The sequence below is a fragment of the Sphingomonas paeninsulae genome, from assembly GCF_003660165.1.
GTDB lineage: Bacteria > Pseudomonadota > Alphaproteobacteria > Sphingomonadales > Sphingomonadaceae > Sphingomonas_O > Sphingomonas_O paeninsulae.
Genome location: NZ_CP032829.1, coordinates 1,064,073 through 1,084,232 on the forward strand (window position 1 = coordinate 1,064,073; position 20,160 = coordinate 1,084,232).

The window sequence follows — 20,160 nt, forward strand, 5'->3', positions numbered from 1 at the left end:
GCACCGTTCGCCCTGAGCCTGTTCAACCCCTGCCTTTACTTGGCTGGTTCAAAAGGGGAAGGGCAACTCGTTCGACACGGCCAGTTCGACGGAGCCAGTAATGCGTTATTTCCCGGTTTTTCTTTTTCCACCGCTGATCCTTGCCGGTTGCGTCTCTACACCGACGGCGCGGCCCGTGGTCATCCCGACACGCAGCGCGCCGATGCGGGCGACCGGGCTGGAGCGCGTGCTGGGCGAAAATGCGCGGGGGCTGGTCGCATTGTTCGGGCCTGCCGATCAGGACGTGCACGAGGAAGGATCGCAACGGTTGCAATTTCGCGGGCCGATCTGCGTGCTGGATGCGTATCTTTATCCCGAAAGCAGGGGGCGCGATCCCGTCGTGACCTATATCGATGCGCGGCAGCCCGATGGACGCGATATCGACCGGGCTAGCTGTGTTGCGGCCCTGACGCGGCGGCGAGAGGCGCGGTAAGGACACTCAGCGCCCAGTGTGCGGCTTCGGCGACGGTTTCGGATTCGTCGTTCAGCAGAAGTTTGAGCGGTTCGATCAGCGCCGTCGAGCCACTGTTTCCCGCAGCCACGGCCGCATTTCGGACCATCCGTTCGCGACCGATGCGTTTGATCGGGCTGCCGGAAAACACCTGTCGAAACCCGGCATCGTCCAGTCCCAGCAGATCGGACAATTCGGGCGCAGCGAGTTCGGGACGACCCAGAAACGCGCGGTTGGCGTGGGCGGCGTCGGCAAACTTGTTCCAGGGACAGACGGCAAGACAGTCGTCGCACCCGTAGATCCGATTGCCGATGGCCGCGCGAAATTCGTGCGGGATCGGCCCCTTATGCTCGATCGTCAGATAGGAAATGCAGCGCCGCGCATCGAGACGATAGGGCGCGGGAAAAGCGTTGGTCGGACAGGCGCGCTGACATGCGTCGCAATTGCCGCAGGTGTCGGCGTGGGGGCTGTCCGCCTCAAGATCGAGTGTCGTCATGATACAGCCGAGGAACAGCCAGCTACCGTGTTCGCGACTGACCAGATTGGTGTGTTTGCCCTGCCAGCCGATACCCGCCGACTGACCAAGCGGTTTTTCCATGACGGGCGCAGTATCCACAAAAACCTTGAGCTGGCCGCCGCCGTTTTCTACGAGCCAGCGGGCAAGCGCCTTCAGGTTGCGCTTTACGACATCGTGGTAGTCCGCGCCCTGTGCGTAGACCGAGATGCGCCCGATGCCGCCCTCTCCGGCCAGCCGCATGGGATCTTCGGCTGGGGCGTAGCTCATCCCGAGCGCGATCACGCTGAGTGCTTCGGGCCAAAGCGATTGCGGTGCGGCGCGTTGGTGGGCGCGTTCTTCCATCCAGCCCATCGTGCCGTGTTGCCCAGCCTCGATCCACGCGCCCAATGCTTCGCGCCCGTCGATGGCATCGGCACGCGTGACACCGCACGCCGCGAAGCCTAGGCGCGCGGCTTCGTCCTTTAAAGCTTTCGTCAGTCCTGTCTTGCTACGCGGCATAGCGTGTCGCTATCACGGCACAGGTCGCCTTTCGCCAAGGAAATTACCGGGTGAGTATCGAATTGGCGGTTTCCGCCCAGGGATTGGTCAAGAATTTCGGCGATATGCGTGCGGTCGATGGCATCGACCTCGCCGTCCCGCCGGGAGCGATTTATGGCGTGCTCGGTCCAAATGGGGCGGGCAAGACGACGACGTTGCGGATGCTGCTGGGCATAATCGATCCCGATGCTGGAACACGCTCTCTGTTGGGATACGACCGCCCGCTGGAGGCCGCGCCGCTGGTCGGGTATCTGCCGGAGGAGCGCGGACTGTATCCAGCGATGCAGGCGCGGGAGGCGATTGCGTTCATGGGCGCGCTACGTGGGTTGCCGCTGGCCGAGGGACGGCGGCGGGCCGATGCGTTGCTGGAAGAATATGAGCTGGGCCATGCCGCGAAAAAGACGATCCGAACGCTGTCGAAGGGCATGGCGCAGACGGTGCAACTGCTCGGCACGCTAATCCACAAACCAAGACTGATCGTGCTGGATGAGCCGTTCTCGGGACTTGATGCGCTCAATCAAGGGCGATTGGAAACGATGATCCGTGCGCAAGCCACAGAGGGCGCGACGGTGCTGTTTTCGACGCATGTTATCGCCCACGCCGAACGGCTGTGCGAGCGGATTGCGATTATCGCGGGGGGCAAGGTCCGGTTCGAGGGGCGCGTCGATGAAGCGCGCGACCGGCTGCGTCCACAAGTGCGGCTGCGGACGCGTGCGACAAGTGGGCCGTGGCGGAGTGCAATCCCGGCGGATGCAGTTCAGAACGGCGCGGACTGGAATTTCGAATTGCCCGATGACGGTATCGAACCGCTGTTGAACGCGCTGATCCAGGGTCAGGCGGGCATCGAAAGCCTGTCAATCGAGCGCCCCGGCCTCCACGATGCCTTTGTCGCGATAGCGGGTGCGAAGGCGGCGGCGGATATGGCGGCACCGACTGTTGCGGAGAAAGTGGCATGAACCGGACGCGCTTTCCAATTCTGGCTTCGATATGGGTGATCGCGCGGCGCGATTTCACCGCCACGGTGTTTTCGCGAACGTTCCTATTGTTTCTGCTGGGGCCGTTGATGGCGTTGGGTTTCGGCGGCTTGTTCGGCGTGGTGGGTGGTCGTGCAGACGATGCGGCGCTGCGTTCGTCGGTCGCGGTTATCGGAACGGCGCGCGACCTTGGTCCCATTCGTCAGGCCTATGATCGACTGAACCCGATAATGAACGGCGCGCTGCCCGACTTGCGCCTGATCGAACCAAAGGGCGATCCAATCGCACAGGCGCGCGGCTTGTTGTCGATGCAAAAGAATGGCGCGACGATCGTGATGACGGGTTGGCCGAAAGCGCCTCGGTTGATCGGCCCCAGTCGCCAGATCGACAGTTTGCAGGACGATGTGCGCCTGATCCTCGACGAAGTGGCAACCGAAAATGCGTTGAAGCTGGCACGGGTGACACGTTCAGAAATCAAGCTGGAGCGGACGGTGATCGACCCGGCGGGCGGCGGAACGTCGGCGGCGCGGCATATCGTCGCACGCGGGGCGCAATCGCTGCTGTTCATGCTGACGTTGCTGCTGGCCGGGATGTTGTTGTCCAACATGGTCGAGGAAAAATCGAGCAAGGTGATCGAGGTACTCGCCGCCGCGGTACCGATCGACGCGATTTTCTATGGCAAGCTGATCGCGATGCTCGGCGTATCGCTGACTGGCATCATCGTGTGGGGATCGGTCATCGGATTGACCGTGGTTAGCTTCATTCCGGCGGGCATTCCGCTGCCCCTGCCCGCGATGGGCTGGCCGTTGTTCATCGCGCTTGGCGCGGCTTATTATATCATGAACTATATGTTGCTTGGCGGCGCGTTCATCGGGATCGGAGCGCAGGCGAATAGCGCGCGTGAAGTCCAGACGCTGTCGATGCCGATCACCATGTCGCAACTTGCAGTGTTCGCGCTGGCGTCTGCGACGGTCAACGATTCCAGCGGGCCGCTGGCGACGTTTGCGGCAATATTTCCCTTGTCGTCGCCGCTGGCGATGCTGGGACGGGCGGCGCAGGATGCGACGATCTGGCCGCATCTGGTCGCGCTCGTCTGGCAGGGATTGTGGGTGGCGATCATCGTGCGCTTTGCCGCCAAACGTTTCCGTAGCGGTGTATTAAAGTCGGGCGGACCGAAACGGAGATGGTTCAAGCGATCCAGGAAGGTTGCAGAGTCGGGCGGCCTTTAGCGCCGTTGACATTCATGTTAATAGGCGCATCCTGATCGCTCAGGAGAGAGATTATGGCGACCATAGCAGCAGGAGTTGGACAGTCGGCTGAGCCCAGGGCATTCGACCCGACGGCCATCGACCCACTCGACGTCACGCGCGCCGAGCTGTTTCGCGATCACAGTTGGCCCGAACCCTTTCGTCGCCTCCGCGCCGAGGCACCGGTCTATTACTGCGAGAACTCGAAGTTCGGCCCCTATTGGTCAGTTTCCACTTACAAGCCGATCGTCCATATCGAGGCTCTGCCAAAGATATTTTCCTCATCATGGGAATATGGCGGGATTACTGTGGCGGGCGACACCAATTCCGTTCTGGAAGCCGAAGTCCGTATGCCGATGTTCATCGCGATGGACCCGCCAAAGCATCAGGCACAGCGGCGCACCGTCGCGCCCGCCTTCACCCCCAGCGAGATCGAGAGGATGCGGATCGAGACTCAGGCGCGAACCGGTGCAGTGCTGGATTCGCTGCCGATCGGTCAGGCGTTCGATTGGGTCGACAAGGTTTCGATCGAACTGACGACGGGTATGCTCGCCAAGCTGTTCGATTACCCCTGGGCAACGCGCCATGACCTGACGCGCTGGTCGGACGTGCTTGGCGATGTCGAGCTGTTCTCTACACTGGAAAAGCGCCAGTTCCGGCTCGGCAATGCTTTCGAAATGGGAACGGCGTTCAAGGCTTTATGGGATGCCAAGGCAAGTCAGCCGCCCGCGAACGACCTCATCTCAGTCATGCTGAATTCCGACGCGATGGCGCACATGGACGAAGGCGAGTTCATGGGAAACCTGATCCTGCTGATCGTCGGCGGAAACGACACGACGCGTAATTCAATGACCGGGCTGGCTTACGGCCTCGACAAATTCCCGGCAGAGCGCGCCAAGCTGGAGAACGACCCGTCGCTGATCGTGAATACGGCAAGTGAGATCATCCGGTGGCAAACCCCGCTTTCCCATATGCGTCGCACGGCCATGGAAGACGCCGAAGTCGAGGGGCAGATGATCCGCAAGGGCGACAAACTGGCGTTGTGGTATGTGTCGGCAAATCGCGACGAGAGCGTGTTCGATGACGGCGATGCCATCCGCGTGGACCGTGAGAATGCGCGGCGGCATCTGTCGTTCGGCTATGGCATCCATCGCTGCGTCGGTGCGCGCGTTGCCGAATTACAGCTTATCGTGTTGATGGAGGAGATGGCGAAACGGCGGCTGCGGGTGAACGTGCTGGCAGAGCCGGAGCGGGTCGCGGCGTGCTTCGTTAACGAGTATAAATCAATGCAGGTCGAGCTTTCGCGTTATTGATCCTCCTCCGCTGGTCACGCGGTGCAACTATCCCGCCTGCCCTGCGTATCTGATTGGACAGAAGGAGAGTTTTTAGATGACGTTTAGCCGCCGCGCTTTCTTGAGCAGTTCGGGCGTTGCCCTTGCCGGTGCGACACTGGCAACGGGGGCTTGCGCGAAACCGACGCCGAAGGGCCGGTACGAAATCAACCTGACCGATGCCGAGTGGAAAAAGCGGCTGACGCCCCAGCAATATGCGACGCTGCGTCAGGACGCGACCGACATTCCGTTCAAGAGTCCGTTCCTGAACGAGCATCGCGCAGGAATTTTTTCCTGTGCGGGCTGCGACCTGCCCGCGTTTTCATCGCGCACGAAGTTCGAGAGTGGAACCGGGTGGCCGAGCTTTTACGATTTCCTGCCGAACGCGATCAAAACCGAAACCGATACGACGCTCGGGTTTTCGCGGGTTGAGGTTCATTGCCGACGATGTGGCGGCCATTTGGGGCACGTCTTTGACGATGGACCCCAGCCCACCGGAAAACGTTATTGTATGAACGGCACCGCGTTAAAGTTTGCACCCAGCAAGGCTTGAAGTTCTCCCTCTCCGCCCCTCGCCCCCTAAGCGGAGAGGGGGAAACCGCAGCTTATCAGGCGTCAATGCTGTTGCCGAGTGAAGCGTTGACGATCCCTCCGTCAACGAAAATCGTGGAACCAACCACATAATCTCCCGCTTTGCTGGCGAGGTAGATTGCGGTCGCCGCCATATCTTCGGGGTTACCGATCCGGCCCGACGGAATCCGTTTTGCAACGTCTTCGCCGTGATCGCGAGCCGCCTTGTTCATGTCAGATGCAAACGCTCCGGGCGCGAGCGAGGTGACGTTGATATGGTCGGTGACAAGGCGCGCGGCGAGGCGTTTGGTCAGATAGATCAGCGCCGATTTCGACGCGTGGTAGCTATAGGTATCCCAGGGGTTCAGCCGCTCACCGTCGACCGAAGAAATATTAATGACCTTTGCCGGTTGATCGGAACGCGCAGACGCTTTCAGCAATTCGTGCAGAGCCTGCGTCAGAAAGAACGGTGATTTCAGGTTCAGGTCCATAACCTTATCCCACCCGCTTTCGGGAAAGGTTTCAAAGGGCGCTCCCCATGCGACCCCGGCATTGTTCACCAATATGTCGAGGGATGTTTCGTGTTCAGCGAACTGAGCGGCAAGCGCCTGACAGCCAGTAACGGTAGAGACATCCTGCGGCAAAGCGATGCAGTTGGGACCGAGTTCTTCAGCCGTTGCAAAGCAGGCATCGGCCTTGCGCGATGAGATATAAACCTTTGCACCCTGAGCGATAAACCCTTCGGCGATCCATTTACCGATGTTGCGCGAGCCGCCCGTGACAAGAGCAACGCGGCCGTCGAGGCGAAAGAATTTGCTGGTGTCCATTGTGCGTCCTTTAGCAGTCGGTTTTGAAGGAGCGGCGCACCGCATCGATCGGGGCATCGAAAAGTTCAGAGTCGAGGTGCACGGGCGTGATTTTTTAATATCCGTTCAGGCGCGCGACCCGATCGGCATGAAAGCGCGCGTCGCCGAAGAATTCCTCCAGCGCCCGGTCGCGTTTCATATAAAGTCCGATGTCATATTCATCGGTCATGCCGATGCCGCCATGCATCTGGACGCCCTCCTGAACCGCGAGCGCGCAGGCGCGGCCAGTCTTTGCCTTTGCCACCGCAACGGCGATTTCGGCGCGGGGGTATTCGGCATCCAGCAGTTGGGCCGCCTTGAGGACGGTGGCGCGAGCAACCTGCATTTCACCGTACAAATGTGCAGCCCGGTGTTGCAGCGCCTGAAATTCACCGATGAGGCGTCCGAACTGCTTACGGGTCTTGAGGTAATCAACCGTCGCGTCGAGTGCCGCACCACCGACGCCGAGCATTTCGGCAGCCGCGCCGACACGACCGGCATCCAGCAATTTGGTCAGCGGCCCCCAGCCGCCATCGACGTCACCGAGCACTGCGTCGGCATCGACCTGCACACCGTCCAAGCGGACATGCGACGCCAGCGAGGAGTCGGCGAGCAGCACCGGGTTGGCGGATAGGCCGGCAGCATCCTTCGGCACCGCAAACAAGGTGATGCCATCGGGTTCGCCAACAGCCCCTGCAGTGCGCGCAGCGACGATCAGCATGTCGGCAACATGGCCGTTGATGACGAAGTTCTTTGTACCGGTCAGTTTGAAACCATTGCCGGACCGCTCGGCTGTCAGGGCGATGCGGTCGGGGCGGTGCTTGGCGCTTTCCTCGATTGCCAGCGCGACGATCGCGTTGCCGCTGGCGATCTTTGGGAGCCATTCTGCGCCAAGCGTTGCAGAAGTCTTGAGCGCTTCGACGGCGGTGACGGCGGTTGTAAGGAACGGCGACGGGGTGAGGTTCCGGCCAATTTCCTCAAGCACGATGCTCGCTTCCACATGACCAAGGCCAAGCCCCCCTTGCGTTTCGGGGACGAGAATGCCCGTAAAGCCCATCTCTGCAAATTGCTTCCACAGGTCGCGGCTGAAGCCGGTCCTGTCGTGCGTATCGCGAAGCTGGCGGAGGTGCTTGACGGGCGCAGCGTCGGCAATAAACGAGCGTGCGGTGTCGCGAAGCATCGTCTGATCGTCGGTATGATACAGTGGCATGGGCTCAGGCTCCGGGCAATTCGAGGATACGTTTGGCAACGACGCCGAGCATGATCTCGCTCGTGCCGCCCTCGATGCTGTTGCCCTTTGTCCGCAACCAGCTACGCGCTTTCACGCCGCCGCCGGATGCTTCGCTATCCCATTCGAGAGCATCCGAACCGCCAGCCGCCATGATAAGTTCAAAGCGTTTCTTGTTCAGTTCGGTGCCGATGTATTTCATCATATTGGGTTCGGCCGGGTGGTTCTTACCCGCCTTCATTTCATCGACGAACTTTTCGCTCATCGCGCGGAAAGCCATAACCTCGACGTCAAAATTCGCCATTTCCGCCCGCAACACGGGTTCGTCGGCAGCAACGTCTTTGAATTGCGCGCCGATCGACATCATGTCGGTGCCGAGACCACCGCCAGAGATCATCTCTCGTTCATGGCCGAGCAGATATTTGGCAACGTCCCAGCCACGATTCAGTTCGCCGACAATCTGGTCCTTTGGCACGACGACATTGTCGAAAAAGGTTTCGCAGAACGGGGAACTACCGCTGATCAACAGGATCGGTTTCGTGCTGACGCCGGGCGTCGTCATGTCGAACAGCAGGAAGCTGATACCCCGGTATTTGTCCGTCTTGTCGGTACGGACGAGGCAGAAAATCCAGTCGGCCTTGTCGGCATAGCTGGTCCAGATCTTTTGGCCGTTGACGACCCAATGATCGCCCTTGTCCTCTCCAAATGTGGCGAGCGAGACGAGATCGGACCCTGATCCGGGTTCGGAATAGCCCTGGCACCAGCGGATTTCGCCACGGGCGATCTGGTTGAGGTAATGGACCTTCTGTTCCTCGGTGCCGAATTTCAGCAGCGCCGGTCCGAGCATCCAGATACCAAAGCTGGACAGTGGCGCGCGACAGTGAAGCGTCGCCATTTCCTGACGCAATATCTTTGTCTGTTCGGGCGTCAGTCCGCCGCCGCCATATTGTTTCGGCCAGTCGGGCACGGTCCAGCCCCTTCCCGCCATTATATCGAGCCACTGTTTTTGCGCAGGCGATTTGAACACAAAATTGCGGCCGCCCCAACATGCATCGGTTTCGTCACGCACCGGCTCGCGCATTTCGGCAGGGCAGTTCGCCTCAAGCCAAGCACGCGTCTCAATACGGAAAGTTTCAAGCGCTTCTTGTGTCTCCGGCATCGTCTCTCTCCAAAGTCGATTCTGAAGGCAAAGCTATGACGGCTTTACGTGCCCGGCAAGCGCGCTCGCAGGAGTGCCGCTTTCCGTAGCGGCAAAGTTTTGCCGGTTGACCGCTCCCGAATCGCTGACCTAGCAAGCTGCAAAATAATGAGGAGAGCGACGATGGATTTCGACCTGACGGAACGCCAGAGTTACTGGCGCGACCGCGTTCGCAGCCACATGGCTTCCCACGTTTTTCCGCGCGCGCAGGACTATTACGATCAGCAGGCAAAGGGCGAGCGCTGGAAGGTCTTGCCCGTGGTCGAAGAGGAAAAGGCACGCGCCAAAGCAGCGGGCATCTGGAACCTGTTCATGCCGCCGACCGCCGGTCGCGCGCACGTCGACGACAGCTTTGAATTCGAAGGGCCGGGACTGACCAACCTCGAATACGCGCTGTGTGCCGAGGAGATGGGCCGGATCGGCTGGGGAGCGGAAGTTTTCAACTGTTCGGCTCCCGACACTGGCAACATGGAAGTGCTGCACCGCTATGGCTCGCGCGGGCAGAAGGACCGCTGGCTGAAACCGCTGATGAATGGCGAAATCCGGTCGGCATTCCTGATGACCGAACCCGATGTCGCATCGTCGGACGCCACCAATATCGAGACTTCGATCAGGCGTGAGGGCGACGAATATGTCCTGAACGGCGTCAAATGGTGGTCATCGGGCGCGGGTGATCCACGCTGCAAGATCGCCATCGTGATGGGCAAAACCGATTTCGAAGCGCAGCGCCATTCGCAACAGTCGATGGTGTTGATGGAGCTGGACGCGCCGGGCGTGAACATCCTGCGCCACCTGCCGGTATTCGGGTTCGATGACGCCCCGCATGGTCATATGGAAATCGAACTGAAGGACGTCCGCATCCCGGCGACCAACATGTTGCTGGGCGAGGGTCGCGGGTTCGAAATCGCGCAGGGACGCCTTGGGCCGGGCCGTATCCATCACTGTATGCGCACCATCGGAACCGCCGAAGTTGCGTTGGAAAAAATGACCAAGCGCCTGCTTAGCCGTGTCGCCTTCGGCAAACGGATTGCCGATCACAGCGTCTGGGAACAACGCGTTGCCGCCGCCCGCATCGACATCGAATTGAACCGGCTGCTTTGCCTGAAAGCTGCCGACATGATGGACAAGGTCGGCAATAAATCAGCACAGGCCGAAATTGCGATGATCAAAGTTTCGGCCCCCAACATGGCGCTGCGGATTCTGGACGATGCCATTCAGGCGTTCGGTGGGGCCGGTGTGTCGAGCGATGCTGGACTGGCCGAGGCCTATGCCCATCAACGCACGCTGCGCATCGCGGACGGCCCGGACGAGGTTCACGCGAGGTCGATCGCGCGGATCGAATTCGGGAAATATGGCGAAAAGGCCACGCGTCCGCTTTCGAGCGGGGACATGGGGGCCACCCGATGAAAGCGGCAGTCCTTTATAACGCAAAGACCCCGCTGACGATCGAGGATCTGCGCGTCGATAATCCGCAGCCGCGTGAGGTGTTGATCCGCACCGCAGCCTGTGGGGTTTGCCGGTCCGATCTGCACTTCATCGATGGATTTTATCCGCACGAGATGCCGTGTGTTCCGGGGCATGAGGCAGCAGGCATCGTCGAAGCGGTCGGGAGCGAAGTCCGCACGGTCAGGGTGGGCGATGCCGTCGTCACATGCCTTTCCGCCTATTGCGGACATTGCGAATTTTGCGTGACTGGGCGGCTGTCGCTGTGCCTTGGCGGAGACACGCGGCGTCAAAAGGGTGCATCACCGCGGATTGTCCGTAGCAGCGACGATACTCCGGTGGCCCAGATGTTTAACCTGTCGGCCTATGCCGAAATGATGCTGGTCCACGAACATGCGTGCGTCCGCATCAACCCCGAGATGCCGCTCGACCGCGCGGCCATTCTGGGCTGCGCTGTCGTGACGGGTGCAGGTGCAGTGTTTCATGCCGCCGATATTACGCCCGGCGATATCGTGGCGGTTATCGGTTGTGGTGGCGTTGGGCTGGCTGCGGTCAATGCAGCGAAGATTGCCGGGGCCGGGCGGATTATCGCCTGTGATCCGGTTGCCGACAAGCGCGAGCTGGCCCTGAAGCTGGGTGCGACCGATACCGTCGATGCCGGAGTAGAGGATGCGGCCAGGCAGATCGTGGAAATGACAAAGGGCGGCGTCGATCATGCGATCGAGGCGGTCGGACGACCTGCTTCGAGCAAGCTTGCGGTCGACATACTGAAACGCGGGGGCATGGCGACAATCCTCGGCATGATGCCGCTGAACGAGAAAGTCGGCCTCAGCGCGATGGATTTGCTGTCGGGCAAAAAACTACAGGGTGCTTTGATGGGGGCGAACCGGTTTCCCGTCGACATTCCAAAGCTAGTCGATTTCTATATGCGCGGGCGGCTCGACCTCGACACGATCATCGCCGAGCGTATCCCGCTCGACCGGATCAACGAAGCCTTCGATACTTTGCGCACTGGTGACAGCGCCCGCAGCGTGGTGGTGTTCGGATGAGCATCGATGCTTCTGTCGATATGGTCGGAACCGTTGCGGTTCCCGAACGCGACCGGCTCGACGAAGGACGGCTGACCGCGTGGATGAACGCCTGTGTCGAAGGCTTTAAAGGGCCACTGACGCTGTCGAAGTTCGCCGGCGGGCAATCTAACCCGACATACCGTATCGACTGTCCCTCGGGGCCTTATGTGCTCCGTCGCAAGCCGTTCGGCGTCCTGTTGCCGAGCGCTCATGCGGTGGATCGTGAATATGCGGTCATATCGGGACTGTATTCGGCGGGTTTCCCAGTGCCGCGCCCTTATGGCCTGTGCACCGACGACGCGGTGATCGGGTCGATGTTCTATGTGATGGGTCTGGTCGTCGGACGGACGATCTGGGATGGCGCTCTACCCGATGTCGCGCACGATCAGCGGCGACCGACGTATGAGGCAATGATCGACACGCTCGCGGCGTTGCACTCGGTCGATTACGAAGCGGCGGGTCTGGGCAACTATGGCAAGCCCGGCAATTATTTCGAGCGCCAGGTCGGGCGCTGGACCAAGCAATATCGTGCGTCGGAAACCGAACACGTGCCCGATATGGAGCGGCTGATCGAGTATCTGCCGCAAACCATCCCGCCGCAAACGCGAACCAGCATCGTGCATGGCGATTTCCGTATCGACAACATGATCTTCGACGCTGCTGAACCAAAAGTGCTGGCGGTGCTGGACTGGGAATTGTCCACGCTCGGCGATCCGCTTGCCGATGTCGCCTATCTGTTGATGAACTGGGTGACTCAGCCAGAGGGGCGTTCGGGATTGCTGGGTTTGGATCTGGTTGCGCTGAACATCCCGACGCTGGATCAAGCCGCAGCGCGTTATTGCGAAAAGACCGGGCGCGACGGGATTCCCGATCTGAACTGGTATTTCGCCTATAACATGTTTCGGTTGGCCGGGATCGTTCAAGGCATCAAGAAGCGCGTGGTCGATGGCACAGCGTCGTCGGCATTTGCTGCCCAAACCGCCAAACGCGTTCCTGCATTGGCGGCGACGGCATGGGGCTTCGCACAAAAGGCAGGTAAATGATGAACGGACGACTGACAGGCAAGACTGCGATTATCACCGGCGCGGGGTCGGGAATCGGCCGTGCGACAGCGATTCTGTTCGCCAGTGAGGGCGCGAACGTGGTGATCGGTGACTTGTCCGACGGCGTACACGCCACGGCACGCGCGATCGAAGCGGCGGGCGGAACGGTGGCGGCGGCCCAGATGGATGCAGGGTCCGAAAATGACGTGGCAGCGCTGGTCGCCGCCGCGATATCCAGACATGGCGCGGTCAATGTCGCCTATGCCAACGCCGGAATTTCGGGCGGGATGCCGGGGATATTCGACCTTACCGTCGAAGATTGGACAGAGATTTTGCGGGTGAACCTGATCGGCCCCTGGCTGATGGTGAAACACGCTGGCCGTGCCATGATGGACGCGGGGAACGGCGGGTCGATCATCTGCACCGCCAGTGTAGCCGGGCTGCGTTCGGGCGCGGGCAGCCCTGCTTATTCGGCATCGAAGGCGGCCGTAATCAATCTGGTACAGACCAGCGCACAACAGCTTTCGGGCACCAACGTTCGCGTCAACGCAATCTGTCCGGGTCTGGTCGAAAGCGGCATGACCGAACGGGCCTTTATCTATGCGCGCGAAAAGGGCGTGATGGAAAAAGTCGGTCGCCTCAATCCCTTGCGCCGCGCGGGTCAACCGGTCGAGATCGCCCAGACGGCACTGTTTCTGGCATCCGATGCGTCGAGCTACGTCAATGGACAGGCGATCGTCGTGGATGGCGGACTGTCCTCGTCGCACCCTGTCACACGGCAGGAAACGGGGAAGAGCGCAGCATGATGCCGACCGTTTCGGACCCTGAAGAGCTTGGTTTCGATGCAAGTCGCCTTGCGCGGATCGATGATCTGTTGCGAAGCAAATATATAGAAGGCGGACGGTTTCCCCATGCCGCTTTGTTGATCGGGCGCGGCGATGAGGTCGCGCATCTGTCCGTAATGGGCGATGCGCGTGCTGGCGAACCCTTGCAGGCGGATGCGATATTCCGCATCGCGTCGATGACCAAGCCGATCACGACGATCGCGTTCATGCAACTGGTCGAACAGGGAAAGATCGCCCTGTCAGATCCCGTGACAAAGGTGCTGCCCGAATTCGCAGACATCGGGGTTTTCGTGTCGGGTGGCGGCAACACACCCTTCGTCACGCGTCCCCCCGCCAACCCGATGAGGATGGTCGATCTGCTGCGCCACACGTCCGGACTGACGTATAGTTTTCAGGACCGCTCGAACATCGACGCCGCTTATCGCAAGGCCGGATTCGAACGGTTCGACGGGGGATCGTTGGAAGAATTCGTGCTAGCTGTGGCAAAGCTGCCGCTAGAGTTCGACCCCGGTTCTGCATGGAATTATTCTGTTTCGACCGACATTGTGGGGGCAATCGTTCAGCGCGTGTCGGGACAGTCGCTCGATGCCTATTTTGCCGAACATATCACCGGCCCGCTCGGAATGGTGGATACGCATTTCCAGATACCCGCCGAAAAACTGGCGCGCGTTCCCGACTGTTACGTCTGGACCCCGGTCAAGCCGATGAAGATGTACGATCCCGGCGAAGGCACAGCCTGGGGGCGGGCACCCAAGCTGCTGTCCGGTGGTGGTGGACTGGCCTCGACACTGGCGGACTATCACCGGTTTGCGCGGATGTTACTCAACGGTGGTGAGTTGGACGGTGCGCGCATCGTATCGCCGCACACCATACGGATGATGACGGCGAACCATCTGCCGGGCGGTCGCGACCTGACGCAAATGTCCAAATCGATGTTCAGCGAGGCCGAAAATGCAGGCGCGGGTTTCGGACTCGGTTTCGGCGTCGTGACCGATCCAACCGCCACGATGTTACCGGGCAATGCCGGTAATTTTTATTGGGGCGGAATGTTTTCCACAGGGTTTTTCGTCGATCCGGTCGATGACATCATCATGGTTTTCATGACGCAATTGATGCCGTCGAACGCCTACCCGGTCCGCGGCGAACTCAAAACAATGGTTTACTCGGCCCTGATCGGCTGATTTTCGGAGAGTTTAACAATGACTTCCCCCGTCACAACCGAGCGCCATGACGATGTTCTCGTCATCATTTCCAATAATCCACCGGTCAACGCGCTAGGCGCGAACGTCCGCATCGGGCTGGACGCTGGCATCAGGGAAGCGTTGGCCGATGAAAGCATAAAGGCTGTCGTCATTCGCTGCGACGGACGCACTTTCTTCGCTGGCGCAGACATTACCGAATTTACCAAGCCTCCGGTCGAACCCGGCCTGCCTGATGTCGTGAACACGATCGAGGCATCGACCAAACCGGTAATCGCGGCGATCCACGGTACGGCACTCGGTGGAGGCTGCGAAGTTACACTGGGCTGCCATTACCGGATTGCCGTGCCTTCGGCGAAAATGGGCACCCCCGAGGTGAAGCTGGGATTGTTACCGGGCGCGGGTGGCACCCAACGTCTGCCGCGCGTTGCTGGCATCGAGGCTGCGGTTGAGATGTGCGCAACGGGAACGCCGGTCGGCGCAAAGAAGGCACTTGAGATCGGGTTGATCGATCGGCTGGCAGGTGAAGACAGCCTTGCGAAGGACGCCATTGCATTCGCGCGTGAAATGATCGCCAAGGGACCACGTCCGTCGCGCAATCTTCCGGTAAAGGGCGATGTTGCCGCCATTGCTGCTTTTGCAAAGGTCAATGCGCGCAAGTTTCGCGGTTTCGAAGCACCCGCCGCCAACATCACCTGCGTCGAAGCGGCGACGCGTCTGCCGTTCGAAGAAGGTCTTGCGTTCGAACGCGAACAGTTTTTCAAACTGATAATGGGCGTTCAATCAGCCGCTCAACGTCACATTTTCTTCGCCGAACGTCAGGCACAAAAGATCGATGGCATCGCGCCGGACGTGAAACCACGAACCATCAACCGCGTCGGTGTGATCGGGGCGGGCACGATGGGTGGCGGAATTTCGATGAACTTCCTGAGCGCAGGCGTTGCGGTGACAATCGTCGAGATGAAGCAGGATGCGCTCGACAAGGGCACCGGCATCATGCGCAAGAATTACGAGGCGAGCGCGGCCAAGGGTCGCATGAAGCCCGAGCAGGTCGAAGCTGCAATGGGCCTGTTGAAGCCGACACTCGCGTTGGAAGAACTGGCCGATTGCGACCTTATTATCGAGGCGGTTTATGAAAACATGGACGTCAAAAAGGAAATTTTCGGCAAGCTCGACAAGATCTGCAAGCCCGGTGCCATCTTGGCCTCGAACACCAGCTACCTCAATATCGACGAGATCGCCGCCAGCACGAGCCGCCCGCAGGATGTGCTGGGAATGCACTTTTTCTCGCCCGCCAATGTCATGAAACTGCTTGAAGTCGTGCGGGGGGCAAAGACTGCACCGGACGCGCTGATGACCGCGATGGGACTTGCCAAAAAGATCGGCAAGGTCGCCGTTGTTGCCGGCGTATGCCACGGCTTCATCGGCAATCGTATGCTCGAGCCGCGTCAAATGGAAGCGATGAAACTGTTGATGGAGGGCGCAACGCCCGCCCAGGTCGATCGGGTCCACGTCGAGTTCGGAATGCCGATGGGACCGTTTCAGATGGCCGATCTGGCCGGCGTCGATATCGGCTGGCACCGCGACCCGACCCGGATTGAAAATATCCGCGATGCGCTCGCCGCAGTGGGGCGCTGGGGTCAGAAAACCGGCAAGGGATTCTATGACTATGATGAAAAGCGTAACCCGACCCCGTCGGTCGAAACACAGCAGATTATCGACGACTTCTCGGCAAAGGCTGGCCTGACCAAGCGCGAAATCAGCGATCAGGAGATCATCGAACGGACGCTATACACGATGGTCAACGAAGGCGCGCGGATACTGGAAGAAGGCATGGCGCAACGGGCTTCGGACATCGATGTTGTGTGGATCTATGGCTATGGCTGGCCGGTCTATCGCGGCGGACCGATGTTTTGGGCCGATACCGAAGGCAATGACAAGATCGTCGCCGGTCTGGAAAAGCATGGCTTCGCAATCGCCCCGCTTCTCAAAAGGCTGGCGGAGACCAAGGGGCGGTTCAATCGATAGAGCGGCACACTAAAGGACGCGCTTTGATAAGCGCGTCCGCTATATTGTAACCATTAAAGTTCGACGCCCTCTCCGGCTGGCATTCTGAATGTAAACCGCGTGGCGGCGTCGGTGGATGTTACGGTTATCGCGCCGCCATGTGCGCTCGCGACCTCGGATGCGATATACAGACCTAGTCCCAGCCCCTGTTGGTTGGACCTGATATCGCCACGCGCAAAAGGTGCGAACAGACGATCCATCGCTTGGGGTGAGATAGGGTCGCCGGCATTTTCAACGGAGAATTCGAAACTATCGTCGATCGTTACCGCGCGAACATGGACCGGGGATTCAGGACTGCCATGTGTAATGGCGTTGGCCATCAGGTTCGAGAAGAGTTGTGCCAGTCGCGCCGGATCGCACAGCAATTTTTCCATTGGCAAGAACTCTTCCGTGATGATCTTGTCCGGAAAAGCGGCGCGCAATTCGGCGGCAACGTGTTGGACCACCTGGCCGATAACAACCGGTTTTCGCTGCACGATGATTCCATCACCCATGCGCGTGCGAGCGAAGTCGAGAACATCATCGATCAGTTTGGACATACGCCGCACCGCGCCCTTGGTGAGATCTATCACGCTTAAGCCACGGGGGCTCAATGAATCACGTCCAAGTGTCTGAATACCTGCGTCGATCGCAGCCAGTGGATTGCGCAGATCGTGACCCAGCACCGCAATGAACTGCTCACGCAACGCCGACATTTCGCGTTCGTTACTAAGGCTCGCCTCGCTAACGGCCACCCGGTCGATCGCATCGAGGTGAAAGGCGATCAGTTCGGCAAAGAGTTTGAACATCGCAACGATTTCGGGATTTTCCAACTGCGCCGGGCGTGGGTCGATGGCGCATAACGTTCCGAAAAAGCGTCCGTCGGGCAGGACGATCGGCATCGAGATATAGCTTTTGAAGCCATAAAGCGCGGGCGTCGGATGTGTGAGAAAGGAGGATTTGTCGACATCGTTAATGATGACAGGTTCGCGATGTTCACGGATCTCATTGCAAATCGTTGTTTCGATTTTAAGCTCGCCGCCGGGTGCCAGCCCAAAAGCGATATCGTCCTTTACGCTGCAGGCGACCCAGCGATCTTCGGTTACGCGAGCAACGGCGGCGAAACCCATGCCAGTCGTGCGACAAATGACGTCAAGGATCGATGGCACTGCGGGTATTCGAGCGATTGCGGCAACGTCGCGCGCAATCCAGTCATCCGCCATCATTCTTCAGCCCCCTGTCGGCTCCAACTCGCTTAAAAGGCCAGCCATAATTACCTAGTGCAGCGTCGCATGATCGTAAATATCCGAAACAAGCAGGATATTCCCGCAGTTTGTCAGGCTGAAAATCGCTTCGTCCTGCTCGTCGCGCGGCTCATCGCGGGCGAGCCCTCCCATCTATTTCCTCTTAACCAATTGCCCGCCACTAAGGTTCCAGAGAACGCAAAAGGGGTTTGCAACAGTGCGGTTTTTGGCACCGATTTTCGGATTGAGCGTATTTATGCTCTCGATATTGACCCCCGCACCTGCTCACGCTCAGTTTTATCAGTGCGTTGCTTATGCGCGCGAAGTCACCGGCGTCGAAATTCGTGGCAATGCCAACACCTGGTGGGGACAGGCCGAGGGCCGCTACCAGCGCGGCAAGGCTCCCAAAGCGGGTGCGATACTCGCCTTCAAATCAATGCATGGTATGCCTGCGGGCCATGTTGCCGTCGTTGCGAAAGTCTTGAACGATCGCGAAGTGCTGCTGGACCACGCCAACTGGTCGAGCCGTGGCCGTGTCGAACACGGGGTACGCGCTGTCGATGTTTCGCCCGAGGGCGACTGGAGCCAGGTTCGCGTATGGTACGCTGGAATTGGCGATCTAGGCACTCGGACCAATCCGACCTTCGGGTTCATTTACCCCGACAGCCGCCCTGCCCCGGTTTATGCCGACGCCGCGCCGCATAAGGCTCGCGGATCACTGGTGAGCCAGGATGTTATTCAACTGGCGATGCTAGAGCGCTGAACCAGCGACTTTACTGTCAAGACGGGTTCGATCAACGAACCCGCTCAACTTAATCTCATTTATTCCGAAGCGTTAGTCTGTTCGGCAGGAGCCTCGGCGTCCCCGGCATCGGCAGACTTATCAGTGCCTGACTTGTCGGCATCCAGATACCAGACCTCGATCGGCCCGGTCAGCTTGATCGTCAGCGGATTGCCCTTGCGGTCGACCTTTTTGCCGAGCGAAACGCGGATCCAGCCTTCGCTGATGCAATATTCGTCGACATCGGTGCGCTCTGTTCCCTTAAAACGCACGCCGATACCACGGCTGAGCAAATCAGCATCGTGGAATGCGCTGGAGGGATTGATGGCGAGGCGATCTGGCGGTGTATCTGTCATGATACGCGCCATGCCCGCGAATGGCGCTTATTTCAACCGATCAGCGCAATAGGCCCGCTGCACGCAGGGCGTCGTCGATGACCTTGTTCACGCTTGTCGCAACGGGCGTGTTCGACCGGGCCATCTTGACGGGCGGCATCTTAGTTTTCGCTGGCACATCGGCACCAGCTTTTGGCCGAGCGCGCTTTGCTGAAGTTTTAGAAGCGGTCGTCAAACCCCAGAACGCCGCAATGTGCCGTGTCGATGCGATACCCGCGTTGAGCATGTAAGGGCCAGCTACACCACCGCCAGCCGCTGCCCCGGCCACGGGATCGAGCGGTGTGCCATGTCCCATCCCGGCGATCCGGTAATCCTCGATAACCGCACGTCCTGCGGCGTCGATCCATGTCCTGCGCGGTTGCCCATCGACAATCTCGGCGTGCGTTGGTTCGGGAGGCAGGTCGTGCAATGCGCGCCATTGATCGACCAACAGCGCGGCATTCGAATGATCGACCGTATTATCGGCATCGCCATGCCAGACGGACAATGTAGGCCAAGGCCCCTTATGCTCAGAAGCGTTTCGCACCAACGAACCAAGCGCCGCAGCATCCGGCCCACGGCTGCCCCGCATACGATCGAACGCTCCCGACATTGTCGTCGCCGTGCCATAGGGTATTCCCGCAATTACTGCACCGCCGGCAAAAACATCGGGGTAAGTTGCGAGCATGACCGCCGTCATCGCCCCACCGGCGGACAGGCCGGTGACATAGATGCGCGCAGGGTCGAGACCATAAGCGTCGATCATGCCGGCGACCATCTGGCGGATCGATAAGGCCTCGCCACTATCGCGCCGAATGTCCTCGGAAACGAACCAATTGAAGCAGACATTGGGATTATTCGCGCGCCGCTGTTCGGGATACAGGACGGCGAACCCGTGCGCATCGGCCAGTTCAGACCAACCGGAACCAAGATCATAAGCCGCACTGTTCTGCGTACAGCCGTGCAGGACCACAACGAGCGGAGCCGACGCGGGCAAGCCTTCAGGAACATAGGTACGCGCGACCAATGCCCCGGGGTTCGATCCGAAGTCGGTCAGTTTTCCAAGGCGGCCTGTCCCACTTGCCACCGACCCGAAGGAATCAAGGCCGCGAAAGGCCGAAAGTCGGGCAATGGTGTCCGACAGATTACGCATGAACGGTCTCCGGCGGCGCTGCACC

General features: G+C 59.7%; 19 protein-coding genes. 12 read left to right on the forward strand and 7 right to left on the reverse strand.

Annotated features, from left to right (window positions below; genetic code table 11):
- Positions 1-100 precede the first annotated feature (100 nt).
- Complete coding sequence (locus D3Y57_RS10775; RefSeq protein ID WP_121152984.1) at positions 101-472, forward strand: hypothetical protein; 372 nt, start codon at positions 101-103, stop codon at positions 470-472.
- Here the strand turns inward: D3Y57_RS10775 and queG are convergent.
- The gene (gene queG, locus D3Y57_RS10780) at positions 429-1,505 is read right to left on the reverse strand and encodes a tRNA epoxyqueuosine(34) reductase QueG (RefSeq protein WP_121152985.1); all 1,077 of its coding nucleotides are present in this window, start codon (positions 1,503-1,505) and stop codon (positions 429-431) included. The genes D3Y57_RS10775 and queG overlap by 44 nt on opposite strands.
- Before the next feature lie 104 nt (positions 1,506-1,609).
- Here queG and D3Y57_RS10785 point away from each other — a divergent pair, with 104 nt between their 5' ends.
- From D3Y57_RS10785 to msrB, 4 genes are all read left to right on the forward strand, one after another.
- Positions 1,610-2,500: an ABC transporter ATP-binding protein gene (locus D3Y57_RS10785; RefSeq protein WP_121155771.1), complete on the forward strand. Its 891-nt coding sequence runs from the start codon at positions 1,610-1,612 to the stop codon at positions 2,498-2,500.
- Positions 2,497-3,747 carry an ABC transporter permease gene (locus tag D3Y57_RS10790; protein ID WP_121152986.1) on the forward strand — a complete coding sequence of 417 codons (1,251 nt, stop codon included), beginning with the start codon at positions 2,497-2,499 and terminating at the stop codon, positions 3,745-3,747. The genes D3Y57_RS10785 and D3Y57_RS10790 overlap by 4 nt, the downstream gene beginning before the upstream one ends.
- A gap of 53 nt (positions 3,748-3,800) precedes the next feature.
- Entirely contained in the window at positions 3,801-5,078 is a 1,278-nt protein-coding gene (locus tag D3Y57_RS10795; RefSeq protein ID WP_121152987.1) for a cytochrome P450, read from the forward strand.
- A gap of 76 nt (positions 5,079-5,154) precedes the next feature.
- Positions 5,155-5,649: a peptide-methionine (R)-S-oxide reductase MsrB gene (gene msrB / locus D3Y57_RS10800; RefSeq protein WP_121152988.1), complete on the forward strand. Its 495-nt coding sequence runs from the start codon at positions 5,155-5,157 to the stop codon at positions 5,647-5,649.
- A 55-nt stretch (positions 5,650-5,704) separates the two neighbouring features.
- Here msrB and D3Y57_RS10805 read toward each other — a convergent pair whose 3' ends face one another.
- From D3Y57_RS10805 to D3Y57_RS10815, 3 genes are all read right to left on the reverse strand, one after another.
- Entirely contained in the window at positions 5,705-6,493 is a 789-nt protein-coding gene (locus D3Y57_RS10805) for an SDR family oxidoreductase (protein ID WP_121152989.1), read from the reverse strand.
- 94 nt (positions 6,494-6,587) lie between these two features.
- A complete protein-coding gene (locus D3Y57_RS10810; protein ID WP_121152990.1) occupies positions 6,588-7,721 on the reverse strand; it encodes an acyl-CoA dehydrogenase family protein in 1,134 nt (377 codons plus the stop codon).
- A 4-nt stretch (positions 7,722-7,725) separates the two neighbouring features.
- A complete protein-coding gene (locus tag D3Y57_RS10815; protein ID WP_121152991.1) occupies positions 7,726-8,898 on the reverse strand; it encodes an acyl-CoA dehydrogenase family protein in 1,173 nt (390 codons plus the stop codon).
- 162 nt (positions 8,899-9,060) lie between these two features.
- Here D3Y57_RS10815 and D3Y57_RS10820 point away from each other — a divergent pair, with 162 nt between their 5' ends.
- The 6 genes from D3Y57_RS10820 to D3Y57_RS10845 are packed head-to-tail and all read left to right on the forward strand — an operon-like array spanning position 9,061 to position 16,565.
- Entirely contained in the window at positions 9,061-10,344 is a 1,284-nt protein-coding gene (locus tag D3Y57_RS10820) for an acyl-CoA dehydrogenase family protein (RefSeq protein ID WP_121152992.1), read from the forward strand.
- Positions 10,341-11,429: a Zn-dependent alcohol dehydrogenase gene (locus D3Y57_RS10825; protein WP_121152993.1), complete on the forward strand. Its 1,089-nt coding sequence runs from the start codon at positions 10,341-10,343 to the stop codon at positions 11,427-11,429. Before D3Y57_RS10820 ends, D3Y57_RS10825 begins: the two co-directional genes overlap by 4 nt.
- A complete protein-coding gene (locus D3Y57_RS10830; protein WP_121152994.1) occupies positions 11,426-12,493 on the forward strand; it encodes a phosphotransferase family protein in 1,068 nt (355 codons plus the stop codon). The genes D3Y57_RS10825 and D3Y57_RS10830 overlap by 4 nt, the downstream gene beginning before the upstream one ends.
- Complete coding sequence (locus tag D3Y57_RS10835; RefSeq protein WP_121155773.1) at positions 12,493-13,299, forward strand: SDR family NAD(P)-dependent oxidoreductase; 807 nt, start codon at positions 12,493-12,495, stop codon at positions 13,297-13,299. Before D3Y57_RS10830 ends, D3Y57_RS10835 begins: the two co-directional genes overlap by 1 nt.
- Complete coding sequence (locus D3Y57_RS10840) at positions 13,296-14,519, forward strand: serine hydrolase domain-containing protein (protein WP_121152995.1); 1,224 nt, start codon at positions 13,296-13,298, stop codon at positions 14,517-14,519. The genes D3Y57_RS10835 and D3Y57_RS10840 overlap by 4 nt, the downstream gene beginning before the upstream one ends.
- Positions 14,520-14,537: 18 nt before the next feature.
- A complete protein-coding gene (locus D3Y57_RS10845; protein ID WP_121152996.1) occupies positions 14,538-16,565 on the forward strand; it encodes a 3-hydroxyacyl-CoA dehydrogenase NAD-binding domain-containing protein in 2,028 nt (675 codons plus the stop codon).
- A gap of 53 nt (positions 16,566-16,618) precedes the next feature.
- On the opposite strand, the gene D3Y57_RS10850 is transcribed toward D3Y57_RS10845, so the two are convergent.
- Positions 16,619-17,809, reverse strand: coding sequence for a sensor histidine kinase (locus D3Y57_RS10850; protein WP_239026031.1), 1,191 nt, complete (start codon positions 17,807-17,809; stop codon positions 16,619-16,621).
- Between the two features lie 274 nt (positions 17,810-18,083).
- Between D3Y57_RS10850 and D3Y57_RS10855 the strand changes: the two genes are divergently transcribed.
- Positions 18,084-18,590 (forward strand): CHAP domain-containing protein, encoded by a 507-nt coding sequence (locus D3Y57_RS10855; protein ID WP_121155777.1) that lies wholly within the window; start codon positions 18,084-18,086, stop codon positions 18,588-18,590.
- A gap of 59 nt (positions 18,591-18,649) precedes the next feature.
- On the opposite strand, the gene D3Y57_RS10860 is transcribed toward D3Y57_RS10855, so the two are convergent.
- Both D3Y57_RS10860 and D3Y57_RS10865 read right to left on the reverse strand, forming a co-directional pair.
- A complete protein-coding gene (locus D3Y57_RS10860; RefSeq protein ID WP_121155779.1) occupies positions 18,650-18,964 on the reverse strand; it encodes a DUF3297 family protein in 315 nt (104 codons plus the stop codon).
- Positions 18,965-19,004: 40 nt separating this feature from the next.
- The gene (locus D3Y57_RS10865; protein ID WP_121152997.1) at positions 19,005-20,135 is read right to left on the reverse strand and encodes an extracellular catalytic domain type 1 short-chain-length polyhydroxyalkanoate depolymerase; all 1,131 of its coding nucleotides are present in this window, start codon (positions 20,133-20,135) and stop codon (positions 19,005-19,007) included.
- Positions 20,136-20,160: the final 25 nt, after the last annotated feature.

Excerpts from the sequence above, each read along its gene's own strand:
- D3Y57_RS10775 (WP_121152984.1), top strand. The coding sequence starts at position 101 with ATGCGTTATTTCCCGGTTTTTCTTTTTCCACCGCTGATCCTTGCCGGT.
- queG (WP_121152985.1), bottom strand. The coding sequence starts at position 1,505 with ATGCCGCGTAGCAAGACAGGACTGACGAAAGCTTTAAAGGACGAAGCC.
- D3Y57_RS10785 (WP_121155771.1), top strand. The coding sequence starts at position 1,610 with ATGCGTGCGGTCGATGGCATCGACCTCGCCGTCCCGCCGGGAGCGATT.
- D3Y57_RS10790 (WP_121152986.1), top strand. The coding sequence starts at position 2,497 with ATGAACCGGACGCGCTTTCCAATTCTGGCTTCGATATGGGTGATCGCG.
- D3Y57_RS10795 (WP_121152987.1), top strand. The coding sequence starts at position 3,801 with ATGGCGACCATAGCAGCAGGAGTTGGACAGTCGGCTGAGCCCAGGGCA.
- msrB (WP_121152988.1), top strand. The coding sequence starts at position 5,155 with ATGACGTTTAGCCGCCGCGCTTTCTTGAGCAGTTCGGGCGTTGCCCTT.
- D3Y57_RS10805 (WP_121152989.1), bottom strand. The coding sequence starts at position 6,493 with ATGGACACCAGCAAATTCTTTCGCCTCGACGGCCGCGTTGCTCTTGTC.
- D3Y57_RS10810 (WP_121152990.1), bottom strand. The coding sequence starts at position 7,721 with ATGCCACTGTATCATACCGACGATCAGACGATGCTTCGCGACACCGCA.
- D3Y57_RS10815 (WP_121152991.1), bottom strand. The coding sequence starts at position 8,898 with ATGCCGGAGACACAAGAAGCGCTTGAAACTTTCCGTATTGAGACGCGT.
- D3Y57_RS10820 (WP_121152992.1), top strand. The coding sequence starts at position 9,061 with ATGGATTTCGACCTGACGGAACGCCAGAGTTACTGGCGCGACCGCGTT.
- D3Y57_RS10825 (WP_121152993.1), top strand. The coding sequence starts at position 10,341 with ATGAAAGCGGCAGTCCTTTATAACGCAAAGACCCCGCTGACGATCGAG.
- D3Y57_RS10830 (WP_121152994.1), top strand. The coding sequence starts at position 11,426 with ATGAGCATCGATGCTTCTGTCGATATGGTCGGAACCGTTGCGGTTCCC.
- D3Y57_RS10835 (WP_121155773.1), top strand. The coding sequence starts at position 12,493 with ATGAACGGACGACTGACAGGCAAGACTGCGATTATCACCGGCGCGGGG.
- D3Y57_RS10840 (WP_121152995.1), top strand. The coding sequence starts at position 13,296 with ATGATGCCGACCGTTTCGGACCCTGAAGAGCTTGGTTTCGATGCAAGT.
- D3Y57_RS10845 (WP_121152996.1), top strand. The coding sequence starts at position 14,538 with ATGACTTCCCCCGTCACAACCGAGCGCCATGACGATGTTCTCGTCATC.
- D3Y57_RS10850 (WP_239026031.1), bottom strand. The coding sequence starts at position 17,809 with ATGATGGCGGATGACTGGATTGCGCGCGACGTTGCCGCAATCGCTCGA.
- D3Y57_RS10855 (WP_121155777.1), top strand. The coding sequence starts at position 18,084 with ATGCTCTCGATATTGACCCCCGCACCTGCTCACGCTCAGTTTTATCAG.
- D3Y57_RS10860 (WP_121155779.1), bottom strand. The coding sequence starts at position 18,964 with ATGACAGATACACCGCCAGATCGCCTCGCCATCAATCCCTCCAGCGCA.
- D3Y57_RS10865 (WP_121152997.1), bottom strand. The coding sequence starts at position 20,135 with ATGCGTAATCTGTCGGACACCATTGCCCGACTTTCGGCCTTTCGCGGC.